Annotated in this window: 12 protein-coding genes; 7 read left to right on the forward strand and 5 right to left on the reverse strand. The window is 54.4% G+C overall.

The annotated features are described in order from the left end of the window. The first annotated feature begins 12 nt into the window (after positions 1 to 12). Positions 13 to 1,479: a pyridoxal phosphate-dependent decarboxylase family protein gene (locus ACLIBF_RS21910; protein ID WP_448310649.1), complete on the forward strand. Its 1,467-nt coding sequence runs from the start codon at positions 13 to 15 to the stop codon at positions 1,477 to 1,479. Positions 1,480 to 1,538: 59 nt separating this feature from the next. On the opposite strand, the gene ACLIBF_RS21915 is transcribed toward ACLIBF_RS21910, so the two are convergent. Next, the gene (locus ACLIBF_RS21915) at positions 1,539 to 2,855 is read right to left on the reverse strand and encodes an MFS transporter (RefSeq protein WP_448310650.1); all 1,317 of its coding nucleotides are present in this window, start codon (positions 2,853 to 2,855) and stop codon (positions 1,539 to 1,541) included. A gap of 207 nt (positions 2,856 to 3,062) precedes the next feature. Here ACLIBF_RS21915 and ACLIBF_RS21920 point away from each other — a divergent pair, with 207 nt between their 5' ends. Continuing rightward, positions 3,063 to 3,350, forward strand: coding sequence for a VF530 family protein (locus ACLIBF_RS21920; protein ID WP_448310651.1), 288 nt, complete (start codon positions 3,063 to 3,065; stop codon positions 3,348 to 3,350). Positions 3,351 to 3,795: 445 nt separating this feature from the next. Next, the gene (locus ACLIBF_RS21925) at positions 3,796 to 4,356 is read left to right on the forward strand and encodes an NUDIX domain-containing protein (RefSeq protein WP_448310652.1); all 561 of its coding nucleotides are present in this window, start codon (positions 3,796 to 3,798) and stop codon (positions 4,354 to 4,356) included. A 140-nt stretch (positions 4,357 to 4,496) separates the two neighbouring features. Here ACLIBF_RS21925 and mqo read toward each other — a convergent pair whose 3' ends face one another. Continuing rightward, positions 4,497 to 6,146 carry a malate dehydrogenase (quinone) gene (gene mqo, locus ACLIBF_RS21930; RefSeq protein WP_448310653.1) on the reverse strand — a complete coding sequence of 550 codons (1,650 nt, stop codon included), beginning with the start codon at positions 6,144 to 6,146 and terminating at the stop codon, positions 4,497 to 4,499. A 312-nt stretch (positions 6,147 to 6,458) separates the two neighbouring features. Between mqo and ACLIBF_RS21935 the strand changes: the two genes are divergently transcribed. Continuing rightward, complete coding sequence (locus ACLIBF_RS21935; RefSeq protein WP_448310654.1) at positions 6,459 to 8,093, forward strand: sensor histidine kinase; 1,635 nt, start codon at positions 6,459 to 6,461, stop codon at positions 8,091 to 8,093. Continuing rightward, on the forward strand, positions 8,090 to 8,809 hold the full coding sequence (gene dcuR, locus ACLIBF_RS21940) for a two-component system response regulator DcuR (RefSeq protein WP_448310655.1): 720 nt from the start codon (positions 8,090 to 8,092) through the stop codon (positions 8,807 to 8,809). The genes ACLIBF_RS21935 and dcuR overlap by 4 nt, the downstream gene beginning before the upstream one ends. On the opposite strand, the gene ACLIBF_RS21945 is transcribed toward dcuR, so the two are convergent. Together ACLIBF_RS21945 and ACLIBF_RS21950 are read right to left on the reverse strand one after the other, a co-directional pair. Next, complete coding sequence (locus ACLIBF_RS21945) at positions 8,803 to 9,771, reverse strand: FAD:protein FMN transferase (protein ID WP_448310656.1); 969 nt, start codon at positions 9,769 to 9,771, stop codon at positions 8,803 to 8,805. The genes dcuR and ACLIBF_RS21945 overlap by 7 nt on opposite strands. A 63-nt stretch (positions 9,772 to 9,834) precedes the next feature. Further along, positions 9,835 to 12,612: a flavocytochrome c gene (locus ACLIBF_RS21950; protein ID WP_448310657.1), complete on the reverse strand. Its 2,778-nt coding sequence runs from the start codon at positions 12,610 to 12,612 to the stop codon at positions 9,835 to 9,837. A gap of 588 nt (positions 12,613 to 13,200) precedes the next feature. Between ACLIBF_RS21950 and ACLIBF_RS21955 the strand changes: the two genes are divergently transcribed. Both ACLIBF_RS21955 and fumA read left to right on the forward strand, forming a co-directional pair. After that, positions 13,201 to 14,709 carry an anion permease gene (locus tag ACLIBF_RS21955; RefSeq protein WP_448310658.1) on the forward strand — a complete coding sequence of 503 codons (1,509 nt, stop codon included), beginning with the start codon at positions 13,201 to 13,203 and terminating at the stop codon, positions 14,707 to 14,709. A 159-nt stretch (positions 14,710 to 14,868) separates the two neighbouring features. Next, on the forward strand, positions 14,869 to 16,515 hold the full coding sequence (gene fumA, locus ACLIBF_RS21960; RefSeq protein ID WP_448310659.1) for a class I fumarate hydratase FumA: 1,647 nt from the start codon (positions 14,869 to 14,871) through the stop codon (positions 16,513 to 16,515). A gap of 28 nt (positions 16,516 to 16,543) precedes the next feature. Here fumA and ACLIBF_RS21965 read toward each other — a convergent pair whose 3' ends face one another. Continuing rightward, the gene (locus tag ACLIBF_RS21965) at positions 16,544 to 17,200 is read right to left on the reverse strand and encodes an SDR family oxidoreductase (RefSeq protein ID WP_448310725.1); all 657 of its coding nucleotides are present in this window, start codon (positions 17,198 to 17,200) and stop codon (positions 16,544 to 16,546) included. Positions 17,201 to 17,268: the final 68 nt, after the last annotated feature.

Raw genomic sequence — 17,268 nt, forward strand, 5'->3', positions numbered from 1 at the left:
GGAGTGAATGCAATGTCCCGGTTAAACCCGATTCTGGCGGCCTCAGCGCAGAGTACCGAGGCCTACCAGCAGGCGATTGCCCAGAGTAGTGCGGCGGTCGTTAAGTGGCTGGAACAACCTGAGATGTATCAGGGCAAAACCGTCGCTGAGCTGCGTGAACGTATCACGCTGGACTTCAATCCTCAGGGCCTGGGCAACCAGGCCGCGATTGAACGCGCCATCGAATACTTTCTGAAAGACAGCCTGTCAGTGCATCACCCGCAGTGTGTTGCGCACCTGCACTGCCCAAGTCTGGTGATCAGCCAGGCGGCCGAAGTCCTGATCAACGCCACTAACCAGAGCATGGATTCGTGGGACCAGGCCCCTTCCGCCACCATCATCGAGATGAAGCTGATCGAATGGCTGCGTACTCAGGTGGGTTATCAGCCGGGCGATGCTGGCGTATTCACCAGTGGCGGCACCCAGAGCAATCTGATGGGTCTGATGCTGGCGCGTGATGCCTGGTTTGCCCGTCAGGGTCATTCTGTGCAGCAGGATGGTCTGACCGGCGATCTGAAGAAGATCAAAGTCTTCTGTTCGGAAAACGCCCACTTCTCCGTACAGAAAAACATGGCGCTGCTGGGCCTTGGCTATCAGTCAGTGACACTGGTCAAAACGGACCGCTTCGCCCGCATGGATCTGGACGATTTACGTCACAAGCTGGCCCAGGCGCAGGCCAATGGCGAGCAGGTGCTGGCGATTGTCGCGACCGCAGGCACCACCGATGCCGGTGCTATCGACCCGCTGCGCGAGATCGCGACGCTGGCGGCGGAACAGCAGATCTGGGTTCACGTCGATGCCGCCTGGGGTGGCGCGCTGCTGCTGTCTGAGCAGTACCGCGACTATCTGGATGGAATTGAACTGGTGGACTCCATCACGCTCGACTTCCACAAGCAGTTCTTCCAGACTATCAGCTGTGGTGCCTTCCTGCTGAAAGAAGCGCGTCACTATGAGCTGATGCGTTACCAGGCGGCCTACCTGAACTCTGAGTTTGATGAAGCGCAGGGCGTGCCGAATCTGGTGTCGAAGTCGCTGCAGACCACCCGTCGTTTTGATGCGCTGAAACTGTGGATGGGCCTTGAAGCACTGGGTCAGAAACAGTATGCCGCGATCATCGATCACGGTGTGACGCTGGCGCAGCAGGTTGCTCACTATGTTGAACAACAGCCTGCACTGGAGCTGGTGATGAAGCCGCAACTGGCAAGCGTGCTGTTCCGCTATCGTCCGGCACATCTGGCGCACCTCAGCGATGCGGATATCGCGCTGCTGAATCAGCGTATTGGCGATGCATTGCTGGAGTCAGGTCGCGCTAACGTCGGCGTCACCGAATTCGACGGCGTCACCTGCCTGAAAATGACGCTGCTGAATCCGACCGTTACGCTGGAAGACATTCAGATCCTGCTGACCCTGGTGGAAACCACCGCGCAGCAACTGGTGTAAGTGATCGTTTGTTAAAAAGGCTCCCCCGGGAGCCTTTTTTTATGCCTGCAACCGCCGGTTCAGCGCGACGGCGGCTCATCCAGCAGCCGCAGATGGTCATCCTTGTTCAGGGTCATCAGCGCCACAATACTGATCAGCGCGGTAATCATCACGTACCAGGCGGGAATATCCAGATTGCCGGTCTGTTTAATCAGCCCGGTAATAATCAATCCGGCACAGCCGGAAAAGACGGCATTCGAGAGTGAATAGGCCAGCCCCAGCCCGGTATAGCGCACCCGCGTTGGAAACATCTCCGCCAGCATCGCCGGCCCCGGCCCCGCCAGCAGCCCTACAATCCCGCCAGCAACAAACACCACCAGCGCCTTCAGCCACAGCCCACTGCTTTCCGCCTGCAGCACGTTGAGCAGCGGCAGCGCCAGCAGCAACAGCAGCACCGCCGCGGTCACCATCACCGCGCGACGGCCAATCTTATCGCTCAGCATGCCGGCCGGAATGATGGTCGCGGCAAAGCCGAGATTCGAGATCACCGCAATCAGCAACGCCTGATTAAAACCGGTATGCAGCGACGCCTGCAGGTAGGTCGGCATAATTACCAGATAGGTATAGCCGGCGGCCGACCAGACCATCAGCCGGCAGATGCCGAGCAAAATGGTTTTCAGCGTCGCACCGACGCTGGCAGTCACTCTTTCAGACGCAGGTTCTGACTGCTGGCGGATAAACGCCGGCGTCTCTTCCATTTGTACCCGCAGCCAGAGCGCCAGCACACCCAATGGCAGCGCGAGAAAGAACGGGACACGCCAGCCCCATGCCAGCATCTGCTCAGGGGTTAACAACAGTGAGAGCAGCGCTACAATGCCTGCACCCGCCAGCAGCCCCAGCGCCACGGTAAACGACTGCCAGGCACCAAACAATCCGCGCTTACCGCGTGGCGCAAATTCGGTCATCAACGAGACCGCTCCGCCATATTCGCCGCCCGCGAACAGCCCCTGCAAAATACGCAGCGCAGTAATAATCAGCGGAGCCAGCACCCCCAGTGTGGCGTAGGTCGGTACCAGCCCGATGGCGGTGGTCGCCAGCGTCATCATGATCAGTACAAAAATCAGCGTCGGCTTACGTCCGATACGGTCACCCATCCGGCCAAAAATGATCGCCCCAAGCGGGCGAAAAAAGAAGGCAATGGCGAACGAGGCATAAGTCAGCAGAATCCCGGTCAGCGCAGACTCTCCCTCAAGCTGGAAAAAGTTCTGCGCAATCAGGGTGGCGAGAAAGCCATAGACGGCAAACTCATACCATTCAATGAAATTGCCCACCGAACCGGCCAGTAAGGCACGTTTACGGCGGGTGGAACTGAGCAGCTTATCAGCAGAGTCGGACATGGCAGGTGATCCTTTTTGTCGTCGCATCAATCGCTTATGATTAGCATAATCGGTGATAAATTGCCCGGGCTTGTGTGGTGCGCGTTATCTCAGCCACACAAAAGGTGAGACGGCTGGCGGTGAATCCGCTTTTTCGCCTGGGAGACTTGCACTCCGGCGCGACGATCGTCAGGATGTGCGCAATTAACTGAACCGGGTGGATAAACCATGAACGCACATACCTCAAAAGATCCTCTGCACGGCGTCACGCTCGAAATGCAGGTAAACCATCTGGTCGCACAATATGGCTGGTCTGAACTGAGTAAACGCATCAACATTAACTGTTTTAAAAGCGATCCCAGCGTGAAATCGAGCCTGAAGTTTTTGCGGCGCACGCCGTGGGCGCGGGCCGAAGTCGAAGCACTCTATCTGGCGTCGCTGGATGAGAAAACTGATACAGCACCTGCGGCTGAAGAGAATCCCTGGGCGGGCTGGCGTGGCAATAAGCCGGAGTAAATCGCTGTTGCGCAGGACGTCAGTAACGTGGAATGCAACATTGATCGGGTAAACGTTGCGCCGCAAGGTGGCTGTCAACCGCAATGAGGTTTCCACGGATGCACATGTCCTGTGACCGATGCAGCGCTGGCTGAAACCGTAATCCGATCCGCGGCAGGTCACACTCGCAGCCTGCCGGGATCTCCTCTGCCATGTTGTTGCTTTCTGCAGCCAGCGCAGGATTGAATCTGAGAAGGCCCGGTTTAAAGACCTTGCCGTATCCCTCACCCCGCCGTTATCCAGCATCTCTTTTTTGACGTCTGGTATCATGCATCGGGCGCAGCCTGTGCGTGCTCAACGACATTATCATCGAGGGGCGATGCGTCCGCTGACGCTAAAAGGTTCAGCAGTGAAGACATTCACCTGATTGTGGCAGAGTCCCCGATAGAGAAATGAGGAGATCGAAGTGAGCGCGGAGATAAAAACACTGGCATCCAGGCAAGTTTACCGTAACCGCTGGATGTCGCTGAAGGAAGACCGGATATTGCGGGCTGACGGCAGCGAGGGGATCTATTCCGTCATTGAAAAAGATGATTTTGTGGTGATCATTCCGGTTGAGAATGATGAAGTCTACCTTGTTGAGCAATACCGCTACCCGCTGGGCCAGAGAACCACGGAACTTCCGCAGGGAAGCTGGGAATGTTCCCCGGATTCCGCACCAGAAGAGATTGCCAGAGGTGAGCTGAAAGAAGAAACCGGCTTGAGCGCAGGAAAAATGGACTATGTCGGATACCAGAAGCTCGCGCAGGGCTATTCCGCCCAGGGCTATCATATTTTCCTTGCAACGCAGCTGACATTTACCGGTCAGCAACTGGAGGAAGAGGAGTTCGGCCTGACGGTGAAAAAAATCAAAATGCGTCTCTTTGCGCAGTGGATACGCGAAGGTGAAATCACGGATGCCACTTCCGTTACCGCATTCCTGCTGGCGCTGGCTAAAAATATGATCTCTGAAAGCGGCGCAGTTTAAAAAATTTCGCATAAGGATCGCCGCTTTTCGCCCTGACATCCCTCAGAGGTGAACATCCTTTCGGTCGCGTCTCTCTACACGTAAATCAAAAAAGCCCGCGCCGGTTAACCGGCGCGGGCTTTTTGACGATTAAGCGGCTGTTACAGCGCCATATCGTGTTGAGGTGATGCGGCCGGTTTCTCAGCCGGTGCTGCTGGCGCAGCGGTCGCGTTACCATCCATATGGATCACCGGCGGCGTCGTCAGTTGCAGCGTCGATGCGGTGTCATTCCAGACCTGCTGCAGCAGCGGAACGTTGTCGTTGAGTTTCTGTCCGTAACCTGGGATCATTTTGTGAATCTTCGCCTGCCATTCAGCTGACTTAAACTCTTCCGGGAACAGTTTCTGCATCACGTTTAATGCGATAGGGGCCGCAGTGGAAGCGCCTGGCGATGCACCCAGCAGTGCAGCAACGGTTTTCTGCTGATCGGTCACGATTTCTGTGCCCAGTTTCAGCACGCCGCCCTTCTCTTCATCTTTCTTGATGATCTGCACGCGCTGACCGGCCTGAATCAGTTTCCAGTCCTCTTTCTTCGCATCCGGATAGTACGCTTTCAGCGCAGCAAAGCGGTCATCGTCAGTCAGCATCACCTGACCCACCAGATATTTCACCAGGTCGAAGTTATCCATCCCAACGTGCGTCATCGGGATCACGTTGTGGGTGGTGGTGGTGCTGAGCAGATCAAACAGCGAACCATTTTTCAGGAACTTAGTAGAGAAAGTCGCGAACGGCCCAAACAGCACCACGCGCTTGCCATCGAGGTAACGGGTATCCAGATGCGGAACCGACATCGGTGGAGCACCGACGGACGCCTGACCGTACACTTTGGCCAGATGACGATCGGCAATTGCGCTGTTTTCGGTCACCAGGAACGATCCGCCTACCGGGAAGCCTGCATAGTTTTCAGCTTCCGGAATGCCGGTTTTCTGCAGTAACTTCAGCGCGCCGCCGCCAGCACCGATAAAGACATATTTCGCGTCAACCGCACGCTCATTGCCGTTTTTGGCGTCTTTAATTGTCACATGCCATGAGTTGTCGCCGTTACGTTTGAAGTCAGTGACTTCAGAAGACGTTTCCAGCCGGAAGTTGTCATTTTTCTTCAGGCTGCCGATCAGCTGACGGGTGATTTCACCGTAGTTGACGTCGGTGCCGACCGGTGTCCAGGTCGCAGCCACTTTCTGCTGCGGATCACGGCCTTCCATCACCAGTGGCGCCCATTGGGCGATCTGCTGGTGATCGGTGGAGAACTTCATGCCCTGGAAAAGCGCCGTTTTCTGCAGTGCAGCGTAGCGTTTGGTCAGGAAGTCGACGTTGCCATCCCAGACGAAGCTCATGTGCGGCGTTGAGTTGATGAAACTGCGTGGGTCGTGCAGGACGCCTTCTTTAACCTGAGCGGTCCAGAACTGGCGCGACACCATGAAGGCTTCGTTGATCTCCAGCGCTTTCGTCACGTCAATCGAGCCATCTTTACGCTGTGGCGTATAGTTCAGCTCCATATTGGCCGAGTGCCCGGTACCGGCATTGTTCCAGCCGTTCGAGGATTCCAGCGCCACGCCGTCCAGTTTCTCAACCATGATCTGTTTCCAGCCTGGCTGTAACTCTTCCAGCATGGTTCCCATGGATGCGCTCATGATGCCGCCGCCAATTAACAGTACGTCGGTTTTCTCTGGTGAAGTTTCTGCGTGAAGGGCTGAAGAAACGAGCAAGGCCGCGAGGGAAAGGGCAGGAATAACTTTGGTTGAACTAATCATTATGCAATCTACTGTTAACTTAATAACACTGGTTAAAGAAAGTCCTCAAAGTTTAAAATAATGTTATTTATGAGTTAATGTGAAAATAGTTATAAAATTAAAAATAGCATTTTTGCCTTAATTTAATTACAAAAGGCATACTTAATTTACTCTTTATTTTAACCACACATTAAGGGTGTGCTTTGAATTATTCAATCCCTTAAGGCAAATATTGTGCCGCTGTTTTTACCGCTGCGCGCGCGGCTAATCCTGTACTGGTGTCGCGTCTTAGCGTATGTTTCCAGGCGATACCCTTACCCGTACCGAACGCTCATGAAAATCCAGTCACAAAAACAATACGCCCTTAACAGACGTCCGATGAAACTCAGCACGCTGACCACGCTGATGATGACAGCGGTGATTTTTACCGTCCTGCTGTGCGTCCATCTGCTCTATTTCATTCAGATTGATAATTTCGCCCAGTCGCATCTCAAAGACAAAGCGATGGCGGTAGCACGTACCGTGGCAGACAGCCCCGAGATCCAGCGCGGACTCGGCCACCCGAACGGTCAGGCGCTGATCCAGCCGATTGCCGAAGCAGCGCGCAAACGTAACGACCTGCTGTTCGTGGTGGTCACGGATATGAATGGTATCCGCTTTTCGCATCCCAACCCCGATGCGATTGGCAAACATTTCATTGGCGACGATCTTAATCCAGCCCTGGCTGGCCGGGAAAATGTTGCAGTTAATCATGGCGTGCTGGTTGAGGCCCTGCGGGTTTTCACCCCGGTTTTCAACGACCGTCATCAGCAGATTGGCGTGGTGGCCATCGGTATTTCACTCAATGATGTGGCGGCGCAGATTGCAAAAAGCCGCTGGAACATTGTCTGGACCGTCTTATTTGGTGGCATTGTCGGTTTGCTGGGCATTTATATTCTGGTCCGGCGGCTCAAGACCATTTTGCTGGGGCTGGAGCCGCATGAAATTTCCAGCCTGTTTGAACAGCGTCAGGCCATCCTCAACTCAATCAAAGAGGGAGTGATTGCGGTGGATGATCAGTTACGCGTCAGTCTGATTAATCAGGCCGCACAACAGCTACTGCATGAAACGACCCGCAAAACCATGCTCAGTGGCGATCGCCTGCCGGAAGAGAGCGTGATGCACAGTCATCAACAGGATGCGCTGCACCAGGGCAAAGCCTGGCATGACCAGGAACTGACTCTCGGCGGCCGTATTCTGATCAGCAATACCGTGCCGGTACGCAGCGGCGAACGCATTATCGGCGCGGTAACCACCTTCAGGGATAAAACCGAAATCAGCCAGCTGATGCAGCGTCTGGACGGCATGGTAAACTATGTCGATGCGTTGCGTGAACGCTCCCATGAATTCATGAATAAGCTGCATGTCATTCTGGGGCTGCTGCACATGAAAAATTATGCGCAGATGGAAGAGTACATCCTGAAAACGGCGAACAACTACCAGACCGAGATCGGTTCGTTGATACAGAAGATCAAATCGCCGGTAATTGCGGGCTTTCTGTTAAGCAAAATCAGTCGGGTGACCGATGAAGGGCACCAGCTGATTATCGATGAGGCCAGTTTTCTGCCCGACTGCGGCAGTGAACAACAGAGCGCCGTGCTGATTACCGTGCTGGGTAATTTAATTGAAAACGCACTTGAGGCGCTGGACCCGGAAACCGAAGGTGAAATCCACCTGATGCTGCATTATCAGAATGGCTGGCTGGCGTGTGAAGTCAGTGATGATGGGCCCGGCATTGACGGGTCGCAGCTCGCCGCCATCTTTGAACGTGGCGTCTCGTCAAAGGGCGACGATCGCGGCGTGGGACTGTTCCTGGTCAGGCAGCAAACCGAAAGTCTGGGCGGTAATGTCAGCGTTGAGTCAGAGCCAGGTGTGTTCACCCAGTTCTTAGTACAACTCCCGTGGGAGAGAGGATTAAAAGTCGAATGATCAATGTCTTAGTTGTCGATGATGATGCTATGGTAGCCGAGCTGAATCGCTGTTATATCGCTCAGATCGCCGGATTTACCTGCTGCGGCACCGCATCGACGTTACAGCAGGCCAAAGAGCAGTTGTTACAGGCTGATTCGCCGGTTGATCTGGTGCTGCTGGACATCTATATGCAGCAGGAGAACGGTCTCGATCTGCTGCCGGAACTGCGCAGCACCGGGCGGCCTGTCGACGTGATCATCATCTCCTCGGCGGCGGATGCGGCCACCATAAAAACGTCGCTCAACTATGGCGTCGTTGACTATCTGATTAAACCGTTCCAGTTTGCCCGCTTCGAAGAAGCGCTGACCGGCTGGCGGCAAAAAAAAGCGCTGATGGATAATCACCAGTTTTATCAGCAGTCGGATGTGGATCAGCTGCTGCACGGTAACCCCCCTGGGGCCAGTGAACAGAAACGGCTGCCAAAAGGTCTGACGCCACAGACGCTACGCACGCTCTGCCTGTGGATCGATGCGCATCCGGGCACCGAATTCTCTACCGATGAACTGGCGACAGAAGTGAATATCTCAAGGGTCTCCTGCCGTAAGTACTTGATCTGGCTGGCGCAGATTAATATTCTGTTTACCAGCATTCACTACGGCGTGACCGGTCGGCCAGTTTATCGTTATCGGTTACAGCCGGAATATCACACCCTGCTGAAGCAATATTGTCAGTAAGCCCGCCGATAATGATTATCGACTAGCTGAAAGGAAAAGTGACGTTGTGACGAGCTGATGACCTGCTTGTCGCGGGTCACAAATATCGCCTCGATACCAGGCTGATCGGCGAGGCAGGCAATTCCCTTTTCCACGCCCATGCCATACAGCAGCGTAGTGTAAATATCGCCATCGATTGAGCGGTCAGAGATGACCGTCACGCTCAGTAGTTCGTTATTGAGTGGATAACCGCTGCGATCATCAAGAATATGGTGGTAGCAGACGCCATCCTGCTCGAAATAGCGTTCGTAGATACCGGACGTCACCACCGATTTATCAGCAACGTGAATCACCCCGATCAGTTCATCCGGTGCCCCAAACGGTTTTTTCAGGCCAATTGCCCATCCCGCAGACTCTTCTTCTGGTGGCGAGCCGATCGTCTGAACGTTACCGCCGAGATTGATCAGCGCACGGCTTACCCCCTGCTGACGCAGAAACGCCTGAACCCGATCGGCGATATAGCCTTTTGCAATCGCCCCAAGGTCAATTTCCATCCCGGCTCTCGCCAGCATGACGCTGTGGGCCGCCGGATCAAGAATGACGTCATGCGGATTGGTCAATGCCAGACTGGCCTGCAATGCCTCCGCAGGCGGCACGCTATGACCCTGGAATCCTATTTTCCAGCGCTTCACCAGCGGACCAATCGCAAGATTGAAACGGCTGTCCGGCAGCAGGCTGACCGCATGGGCGCAGGCAATCAGATCGAATACCGCCCGACTGACCGCCACCGGATGCTGACCCGCCGCCTGGTTAATTGCCATCACTTCAGAACCGGCACGATTGACGGTAAACAGATTCTCCTGCTGTTTGATCAGGCGAAAAACCTGTCCGGCAAGCGGTTCATTGTGTTCAAACAGTTTGAGCAGAATGGGCGAACCCATCAGAACCGCGGAGTAAGCATAGACACGCGCATCAGTTAACATAGGCGACTCTGCTTTGAAGAGGAAGAACCGGCATCTGCAGGACACAGATGCCGGAAAGCGCGTTTAACGTTTCGCGTAGGCTGCCGCGTTACCGCCTGCCAGGATACCAAAGATGATGATATCGGCGACGGCATTACCGCCGATGCGGTTAGCGCCGTGGATGCCTCCGACCACTTCACCGCAGGCCCAGGCACCGTTAATCACCTGCTGCTGACTATCCAGTACCGCGGTAGTGGTGTCGATGGTCACACCGCCCATGGTGTGGTGAACGCCCGGCGCAACACGGATGGCGTAGAACGGGCCTTCGTTCAGAGGATGACGCAGCGCGGTCTGACGGCCAAAGTCTTCATCCTTCTGCTGGATAACAAAGCCGTTATAGCGGGCCAGCGTCTCTTCCAGCGCGCGGTGTTCCATATTGAGTTTCACCGCCAGTTCACCCACAGACGGTGCGCTCACCACGAAGCCTTTGGCAATATATTCATCGGCCGCTTTATTGTTCATCCGAACCTGCTCGTCAAACACGATCCAGGCACTTTTCTCTGGCAGCGCGATGATCTGAGCCGAGACTTTGTCACGGGTTTCCATTTCATTGTAGAACCGCTGTCCCGCCTGGCTGACCAGGATGGCACCGCCGCCACGAATTGATTCTGAAACCAGATAAGAGGTGGTCTGTTCTACCGTAGGGTGAATCTGGATTTCGCCCATATCTACCGTGCCGGCACCAATTTTAGTCAGCATGGCGATACCGCTACCGGTTGCGCCTTTATGGTTGGTGGTGACGAATCCATCCAGTTCAGGGCGGTATTTCACGACCAGTTCACGGTTAGCACTGAAGCCGCCGGTCGCCACAATCACGCTTTTAGCATTCAGGATGCGGCTGTCGTTGTACTCATCAACCACTTTTACCCCGGCGACCGCCCCGTTTTCATACAGGATTTCTGCTACTGAAGTTTCCAGCAGCACTTCAATGTTACGGCTGTTGATATTTTTCACCAGCCCGCTGATCAGGAATCCACCGACTGCGGAGCGATCTGCCGGACGGTGAGTACGGTCAATGCTCATCCCGCCGGTAATGGTGATGTCATTGAGTTCAATGCCGTGGTCGGCCAGCCATTCAATCGCTTCTGGTGCCAGTTCAACGAACTCACGCAGCAGCACCGGATTGTTTTTGAATTTGCCGCCTTTCAGCGTCTCTTCGTAGAACAGCTCTTTACTGTCCTCGATGCCTTTCAGTTTCTGGAAGCGGGTTTCCGCGGCGTTCATCCCGACCGACGCTTTAATGGTGTTCCCACCAATGGTCGGCATCTTCTCGATGATGACCACGCGCGCGCCTTCATCATGTGCCTGAATGGCTGCTGCGAGGCCAGCACCGCCACTACCGACCACCACCACATCATAATTCTGTGGTGCATTAGGGTTACCGCCCTCTTCGATGACGTGCGCTTTGCTGGAGTGGGTCAGGGCGCGCGATACGGCTTTCTTCAGGGCTTCACTTTGCGTCGTCGCGCCGGTAATCGCATCAACATGCGGGCTGTTGGCGACCAGAATGCGGTTACGCAGGTTCTCAAAGGTGGTGGTGAAGTCCACATCCAGCGTGTCATCCGGGACCAGCGAAATATCGGTAATACGGTCGGTATCCAGCGTCACGTTGATTTTGAGCTTCAGCGCTTCGGCTTCCACTTTTTCCTGATAAACACCGGCTTTGTATTTGCGGCCTGACTCGCTCATGTCGCGGATCATCGCGTCAACCAGCGAGAAACGCCAAAGCGGTTCCGGTATCTGCAGCTCTTCGCGTTTGTTACTGTCGATATAGAGATCGAGATGCTCATTATTGATGATGCGGTCGGTCCAGTCAGGATAGGCAATACAGGCTTTACCGATTGCCACCAGGTCGTAGCCTTTTTCCAGCGCCATTTCGGCATCAGATTTATTCACTACCCCGCCAACACCAATCACCGGCACCTTCGCCAGCACCGGCGAACGCATCGCCACAAATTTTTCGATCAGCGGTGTGGGGTCCTGGGTATCGACAATCGACGGACGCAGCAGCTGACCCACCGAGAAGTGGACATAGTCCAGCCCGCGCGCTGCCAGTTTCTCCAGCAGATAGAGCGTGTCGTCAAAGCGGATACCGGGCACTTCAATCTCTTCCGGCGAGAAGCGGTAGCCAATGATGAAAGAGTTATGCGCAAAACGCTCCGCCATCTTGTGGGTGATTTCCAGCACTTCCAGCGGAAAGCGCGCACGGTTATCGCGGCTGCCGCCCCACTTGTCATCGCGCTGGTTAGAATTTGGCGAATAGAACTGCTGGATCAGATAGGTATTGGCACCGTGAATCTCCACCCCGTCAAAACCCGCCTTGATTGCACGGTTCACCGCATCACCAAATTTGGTGATCATGGTGTCGACTTCTTCAGCACTCAGTGCCAGTGGTTTGGTTGCGCCTTCACGCGGTGCCGCGATAGCGCTGGGGGCGACCGGCGTTTTACCGCCGATCAACTCCGGTTCCACCATGCGGCCACCGTGATAAATCTGCAGAATCGCAGTTGAACCTTCTGCTTTGATGGCGTCAGCGATGCGTTTCAGACCGGGGATTTTGTTGTCACTGTCGATGGCAATCGCGCCGGGGAACGCCGGACCACGGTTATCAATAAAGCAGCACTCGACAATCACGGTGCCGATACTGCCGGCGCGCGCACGATAATATTCCACCAGCTCGCTGGTCACAGTGCCATCATAAAAACCGGTACAGGTGGTCATCGGTGCCATCACTAATCGATTTTTAAGGACAGCGCCGCCAGGAAGCGTGAGGGGAGTGAGAATCGGGGTAAGAGTATTCATTGCGATGAACTCCAAAATTTAAAAGTCTGAAAATTCTTAGCGGACGCAAATTATCGCTTAATTAAGTGGTCCGATGTCATGGTTTAAATATACCATTTTCTTTGCTTATTTAAGCGATAAATTTACTTTTTAAACTTTTAAACGATTTAGAGTTTTTATTTGCCGAAAACAATAACAGAAGTTATATTAATTGTTAACTATGGGTTACCAAAAATCAACCCTTCGATTACATTAAAAACAACATATTGAATATCAAAGGGTTATTCCATAGACTGGTGAGTCAATCGGTGATGTGATTGCCGATCAGCTTCACAAAAAGCGCTAAACATCCAACAGTGAGATATAAATTAAAAATAAATGTTAAAAATCAGGAATAGCGGTTTAATTTTATTGATCTGGATCAAAAATCTATATTTTCAGAAATCGCATCATATTCACACTGATTTAAAAAGCTGCTTACTCTTGCAACTGTCAGTCAAAAAAATAAGGGTGCCACGATTTATTCACGTCATTAAGAATAATAAAGAAAGCAGTCAGTGATCGATCGGGGCGCAAAATCGCATTCTTCTCAACTTGCAGACAAATACTATGAAACCACTCTCAGCTGTGAATGAACCGCCCAAAGCAGCCCCTGCCGCGGCGGGAAAAAAGAAAGCGCTCATGCTTGCCTTACCGGTGCTGGTCGCGGTGCTGTTGCTACTGGTGCCAGTTCCTGCCGGACTCGAACCGTACGCCTGGCACTTCTTCGCGATCTTTGTCGGCGTGATTGTCGGTCTGATTTTTGAGCCATTACCTGGCGCGGTTATCGGTCTGACCGGTGTCGTCGTCATCGCCCTGTTCAGTCAGTTTTTGCTGTTCAGTCCGGCTGAACTGGCTAACCCGAAATTCAAACTTGCCGGTGAGTCGTTCAGGTGGGCGGTCAGCGGTTTCGGTAACTCTACCGTCTGGCTGATTTTCGGTGCCTTTATGTTCGCGGCGGGCTATGACAAAACCCAGTTTGGTCGTCGACTGGCGCTGATCCTGGTGAAATATCTGGGCCGCCGCAGCCTGACGCTCGGCTATGCCATTACCTTTGCCGACTTGTTGCTGGCACCGTTTACGCCTTCCAACACCGCGCGCAGTGGCGGGACCATCTACCCGATTATTGCTAACCTGCCGCCGCTGTACGGCTCTAAACCTAACGATCCAAGCGCACGTAAAATCGGTTCCTATCTGATGTGGGTAGCCATTACCGCGGCCTGCATCACCAGCTCAATGTTCCTCTCTGCGCTGGCACCGAACCTGTTAGCGCTGGCGCTGGTGAAAAGCGTTATCGGTTTCGATATCTCATGGGGAATGTGGTTCCTCGCCTTCCTGCCGCTGGGCGTGTTACTGATTCTGACCATGCCGCTGCTGGCCTACTGGTTCTATCCGCCTGAAGTAAAAATCAATGATGAGGTGCCAAAATGGGCAATCTCGGAACTGGAAAAACTGGGCAAACTGACCCGTAACGAAATCCTGCTGCTGGTGTTTGTTGTCTGCGCCCTGCTGATGTGGATTTTCGCGACTGCCTGGATTGAACCGGCGATGGCTGCACTGCTGGTCATTATCCTGATGCTGTGGACCGGCGTACTGAACTGGAATGACATCACCAGTAACAAAGCGGCCTGGAACACCTTTGCCTGGTTCGCCACCCTGGTTGCGCTGGCCGATGGTCTGGCCCGTGTCGGCTTCATCGCCTGGTTAGGTAAAGAAGGCGGCATGCTGTTGCAGGGATATGACCCGCAGGTTTCCGCCGTGGTGCTGTTAATTGCCTTCTTCCTGCTGCACTACCTGTTCGCCAGTACCACCGCTCACACCACAGCGCTGTTACCGGCCATGCTGACCATTGCCGCATCCATTCCCGGTATCAACATGCCAGTCTTCTGTCTGATGCTGTGTACCTCATTGGGTGTGATGGGCATCATCACCCCTTACGGCACCGGCCCAAGTCCGATTTACTACGGCAGCGGTTATCTGCCAACCAAAGACTACTGGCGTCTGGGTACCATCTTTGGTGCCATCTTCCTGGGCGCGATGATGCTGATTGCCTATCCGTGGATGGTGTGGATGTTCTGACGGATACAACATGCAGATCAACGCGTTATAAGATACCATTCCTCACCTTACCCGCCGCCATCCCGGCGGCGGGTAAATATAATAAACGATTAATTCGCCTATGATGTTGACCCTCGCTGCCCCTCCGCGACGGTTCAGCTGGTCATTAAGTGAGAAAAAATGTCGAACAAACCTTTCTTCTATCAGAACCCCTTTCCTCTTACCCACGAGGATACCGAATACTATCTCCTGAGCCGCGATCACGTCTCAGTCGCCGAATTTGACGGTCAGGAAGTGCTGAAAGTGGCACCGCAGGCCCTGACACTACTGGCGCAGCAGGCGTTTCACGATGCCTCGTTTATGCTGCGTCCGGCGCATCAGCAGCAGGTTGCCTCAATCCTTGACGACCCGGAAGCCAGCGACAACGACAAATATGTCGCGCTGCAGTTTTTAAGGAACTCCGAAATCGCCGCTAAAGGTGTACTGCCAACCTGCCAGGATACCGGTACCGCCATCATCATGGGTAAAAAAGGCCAGCGGGTCTGGACCGGTGGCGGTGATGAAGCCGCGCTGTCGCAGGGCGTCTATAACACCTTTATCGAAGATAACCTGCGCTATTCGCAAAATGCGGCGTTGGATATGTATAACGAGGTCAACACCGGCACTAACCTGCCCGCGCAGATTGATCTCTACAGTGTGGATGGCGATGAGTATAAGTTCCTCTGCATCGCCAAAGGCGGCGGCTCTGCCAATAAAACCTATCTCTATCAGGAAACCAAAGCGCTGCTCAGCCCAGGTAAGCTGAAGAATTACCTGGTCGACAAAATGCGTACCCTCGGTACCGCCGCCTGCCCGCCTTACCACATCGCGTTTGTGATTGGCGGAACCTCGGCGGAAAGCACCCTGAAAACCGTCAAACTGGCATCCACCCACTATTACGACGGGTTGCCGACCGAAGGCAATGAACATGGTCAGGCGTTCCGCGACGTTCAGCTGGAGCAGGAACTGCTGGAAGCCGCGCAGCAGCTTGGCCTCGGCGCACAGTTCGGCGGTAAATACTTCGCCCATGATATTCGCGTGATTCGCCTGCCGCGTCACGGTGCCTCCTGCCCGATTGGCATGGGCGTCTCCTGCTCGGCAGACCGCAACATCAAAGCGAAGATCAACCGCGACGGTATCTGGATTGAAAAACTGGAAGCCAATCCAGGTCGCCTGATCCCTGAAGCGCTGCGTCAGCAGGGTGAGGGCGAGGTGATTCATGTCGATCTGAACCGTCCGATGGTGCAGATCCTGGCGCAGCTGTCGGCTTATCCGGTTTCTACGCGTTTGTCGCTGACCGGTACCATCATCGTGGCGCGCGACATTGCCCATGCCAAGCTGAAAGAGCGCATTGATAACGGTGAAGGCCTGCCACAGTACGTTAAAGATCATCCGGTCTATTACGCTGGCCCGGCCAAAACCCCGGAAGGCTATGCTTCTGGTTCACTCGGCCCGACGACGGCAGGCCGGATGGATTCTTACGTTGATTTGTTGCAGGCGCACGGCGGCAGCAAAATCATGCTGGCCAAGGGTAACCGCAGTCAGCAGGTGACCGATGCCTGTCAGAAGCATGGTGGTTTCTATCTGGGTAGCATCGGTGGCCCGGCTGCGGTACTGGCGCAACAGAGCATCAAGCATCTGGAATGTGTGGAGTATGCTGAACTGGGGATGGAAGCGATCTGGAAAATTGAAGTAGAAAACTTCCCGGCCTTTATTCTGGTGGATGATAAAGGGAACGATTTCTTTCAGCACATCGAGCGTCAACACTGCGCGAAATGCGTTAAGTAATAAAAAAGCCCCGCAAGCGGGGCTTTTTTTAAGCGCGTTGCAGCCGTTGCAGCGCCGCTTCAATCGGCTGGTCGCCGGTGGTCAGCTCGATTATCTGATATTTAATCGCCGGATTTTCAATCAGGCTCACCAGCGTGGTTGCGACATCATCACGCGATATCTCACCGTAAGGGATCGCCAGATCGGCGTTTACCCGCCCGGTGCCTGCGGCATCCGTTAGCGTGCCAGGACGCAGAATCACCCACTCCAGCCCGCTCGCCACCAGCCGCACATCCGCCAGCCGTTTGACCCGCATGTAGTTTTCAAACCCTTCCGATATCGCTTTACCGCGACCGGCATCGGGAAACGCCGAGACCAGAATAAAACGCGGTACGCCTGCCTGTTCAGCCGCCGCGACCGCCAGATCCAGGCCATCGCCGTCAATCGCATTGGTCAGCGCGATACCCGCGCCACCAGCACCGGCGGTGAAAACCACCACCTCGTGACCGGCCATCTGTTGTGCCAGCGCATCAACCGTCAGCTGCTGAATATCACCGGCGACCGGCTGCGCACCCGCCGCCTGCAGCGTCGCAGCCTGCTCCGGTTTACGGTGCAGTGCCGAAACTGCGTGCTGCTTAGCGCTCAACTGGCGGGTCAGTCGCAGGCCGACTTTTCCGGCCGCGCCGATAATAAAACATGTCGCCATCATTTCAGTTCCTCTGTTCATTGAGCGAGAGCCGAAGTATAGCCATCAGCCAGAAACAGAACAGGCGC

The organism is Pantoea sp. PGP6 (genome assembly GCF_053474785.1).

Excerpts from the sequence above, each read along its gene's own strand:
- ACLIBF_RS21955 (WP_448310658.1), top strand. The coding sequence starts at position 13,201 with ATGAAACCACTCTCAGCTGTGAATGAACCGCCCAAAGCAGCCCCTGCC.
- dcuR (WP_448310655.1), top strand. The coding sequence starts at position 8,090 with ATGATCAATGTCTTAGTTGTCGATGATGATGCTATGGTAGCCGAGCTG.
- fumA (WP_448310659.1), top strand. The coding sequence starts at position 14,869 with ATGTCGAACAAACCTTTCTTCTATCAGAACCCCTTTCCTCTTACCCAC.
- ACLIBF_RS21950 (WP_448310657.1), bottom strand. The coding sequence starts at position 12,612 with ATGAATACTCTTACCCCGATTCTCACTCCCCTCACGCTTCCTGGCGGC.
- ACLIBF_RS21935 (WP_448310654.1), top strand. The coding sequence starts at position 6,459 with ATGAAAATCCAGTCACAAAAACAATACGCCCTTAACAGACGTCCGATG.
- mqo (WP_448310653.1), bottom strand. The coding sequence starts at position 6,146 with ATGATTAGTTCAACCAAAGTTATTCCTGCCCTTTCCCTCGCGGCCTTG.
- ACLIBF_RS21945 (WP_448310656.1), bottom strand. The coding sequence starts at position 9,771 with ATGTTAACTGATGCGCGTGTCTATGCTTACTCCGCGGTTCTGATGGGT.
- ACLIBF_RS21965 (WP_448310725.1), bottom strand. The coding sequence starts at position 17,200 with ATGGCGACATGTTTTATTATCGGCGCGGCCGGAAAAGTCGGCCTGCGA.
- ACLIBF_RS21915 (WP_448310650.1), bottom strand. The coding sequence starts at position 2,855 with ATGTCCGACTCTGCTGATAAGCTGCTCAGTTCCACCCGCCGTAAACGT.
- ACLIBF_RS21920 (WP_448310651.1), top strand. The coding sequence starts at position 3,063 with ATGAACGCACATACCTCAAAAGATCCTCTGCACGGCGTCACGCTCGAA.
- ACLIBF_RS21910 (WP_448310649.1), top strand. The coding sequence starts at position 13 with ATGTCCCGGTTAAACCCGATTCTGGCGGCCTCAGCGCAGAGTACCGAG.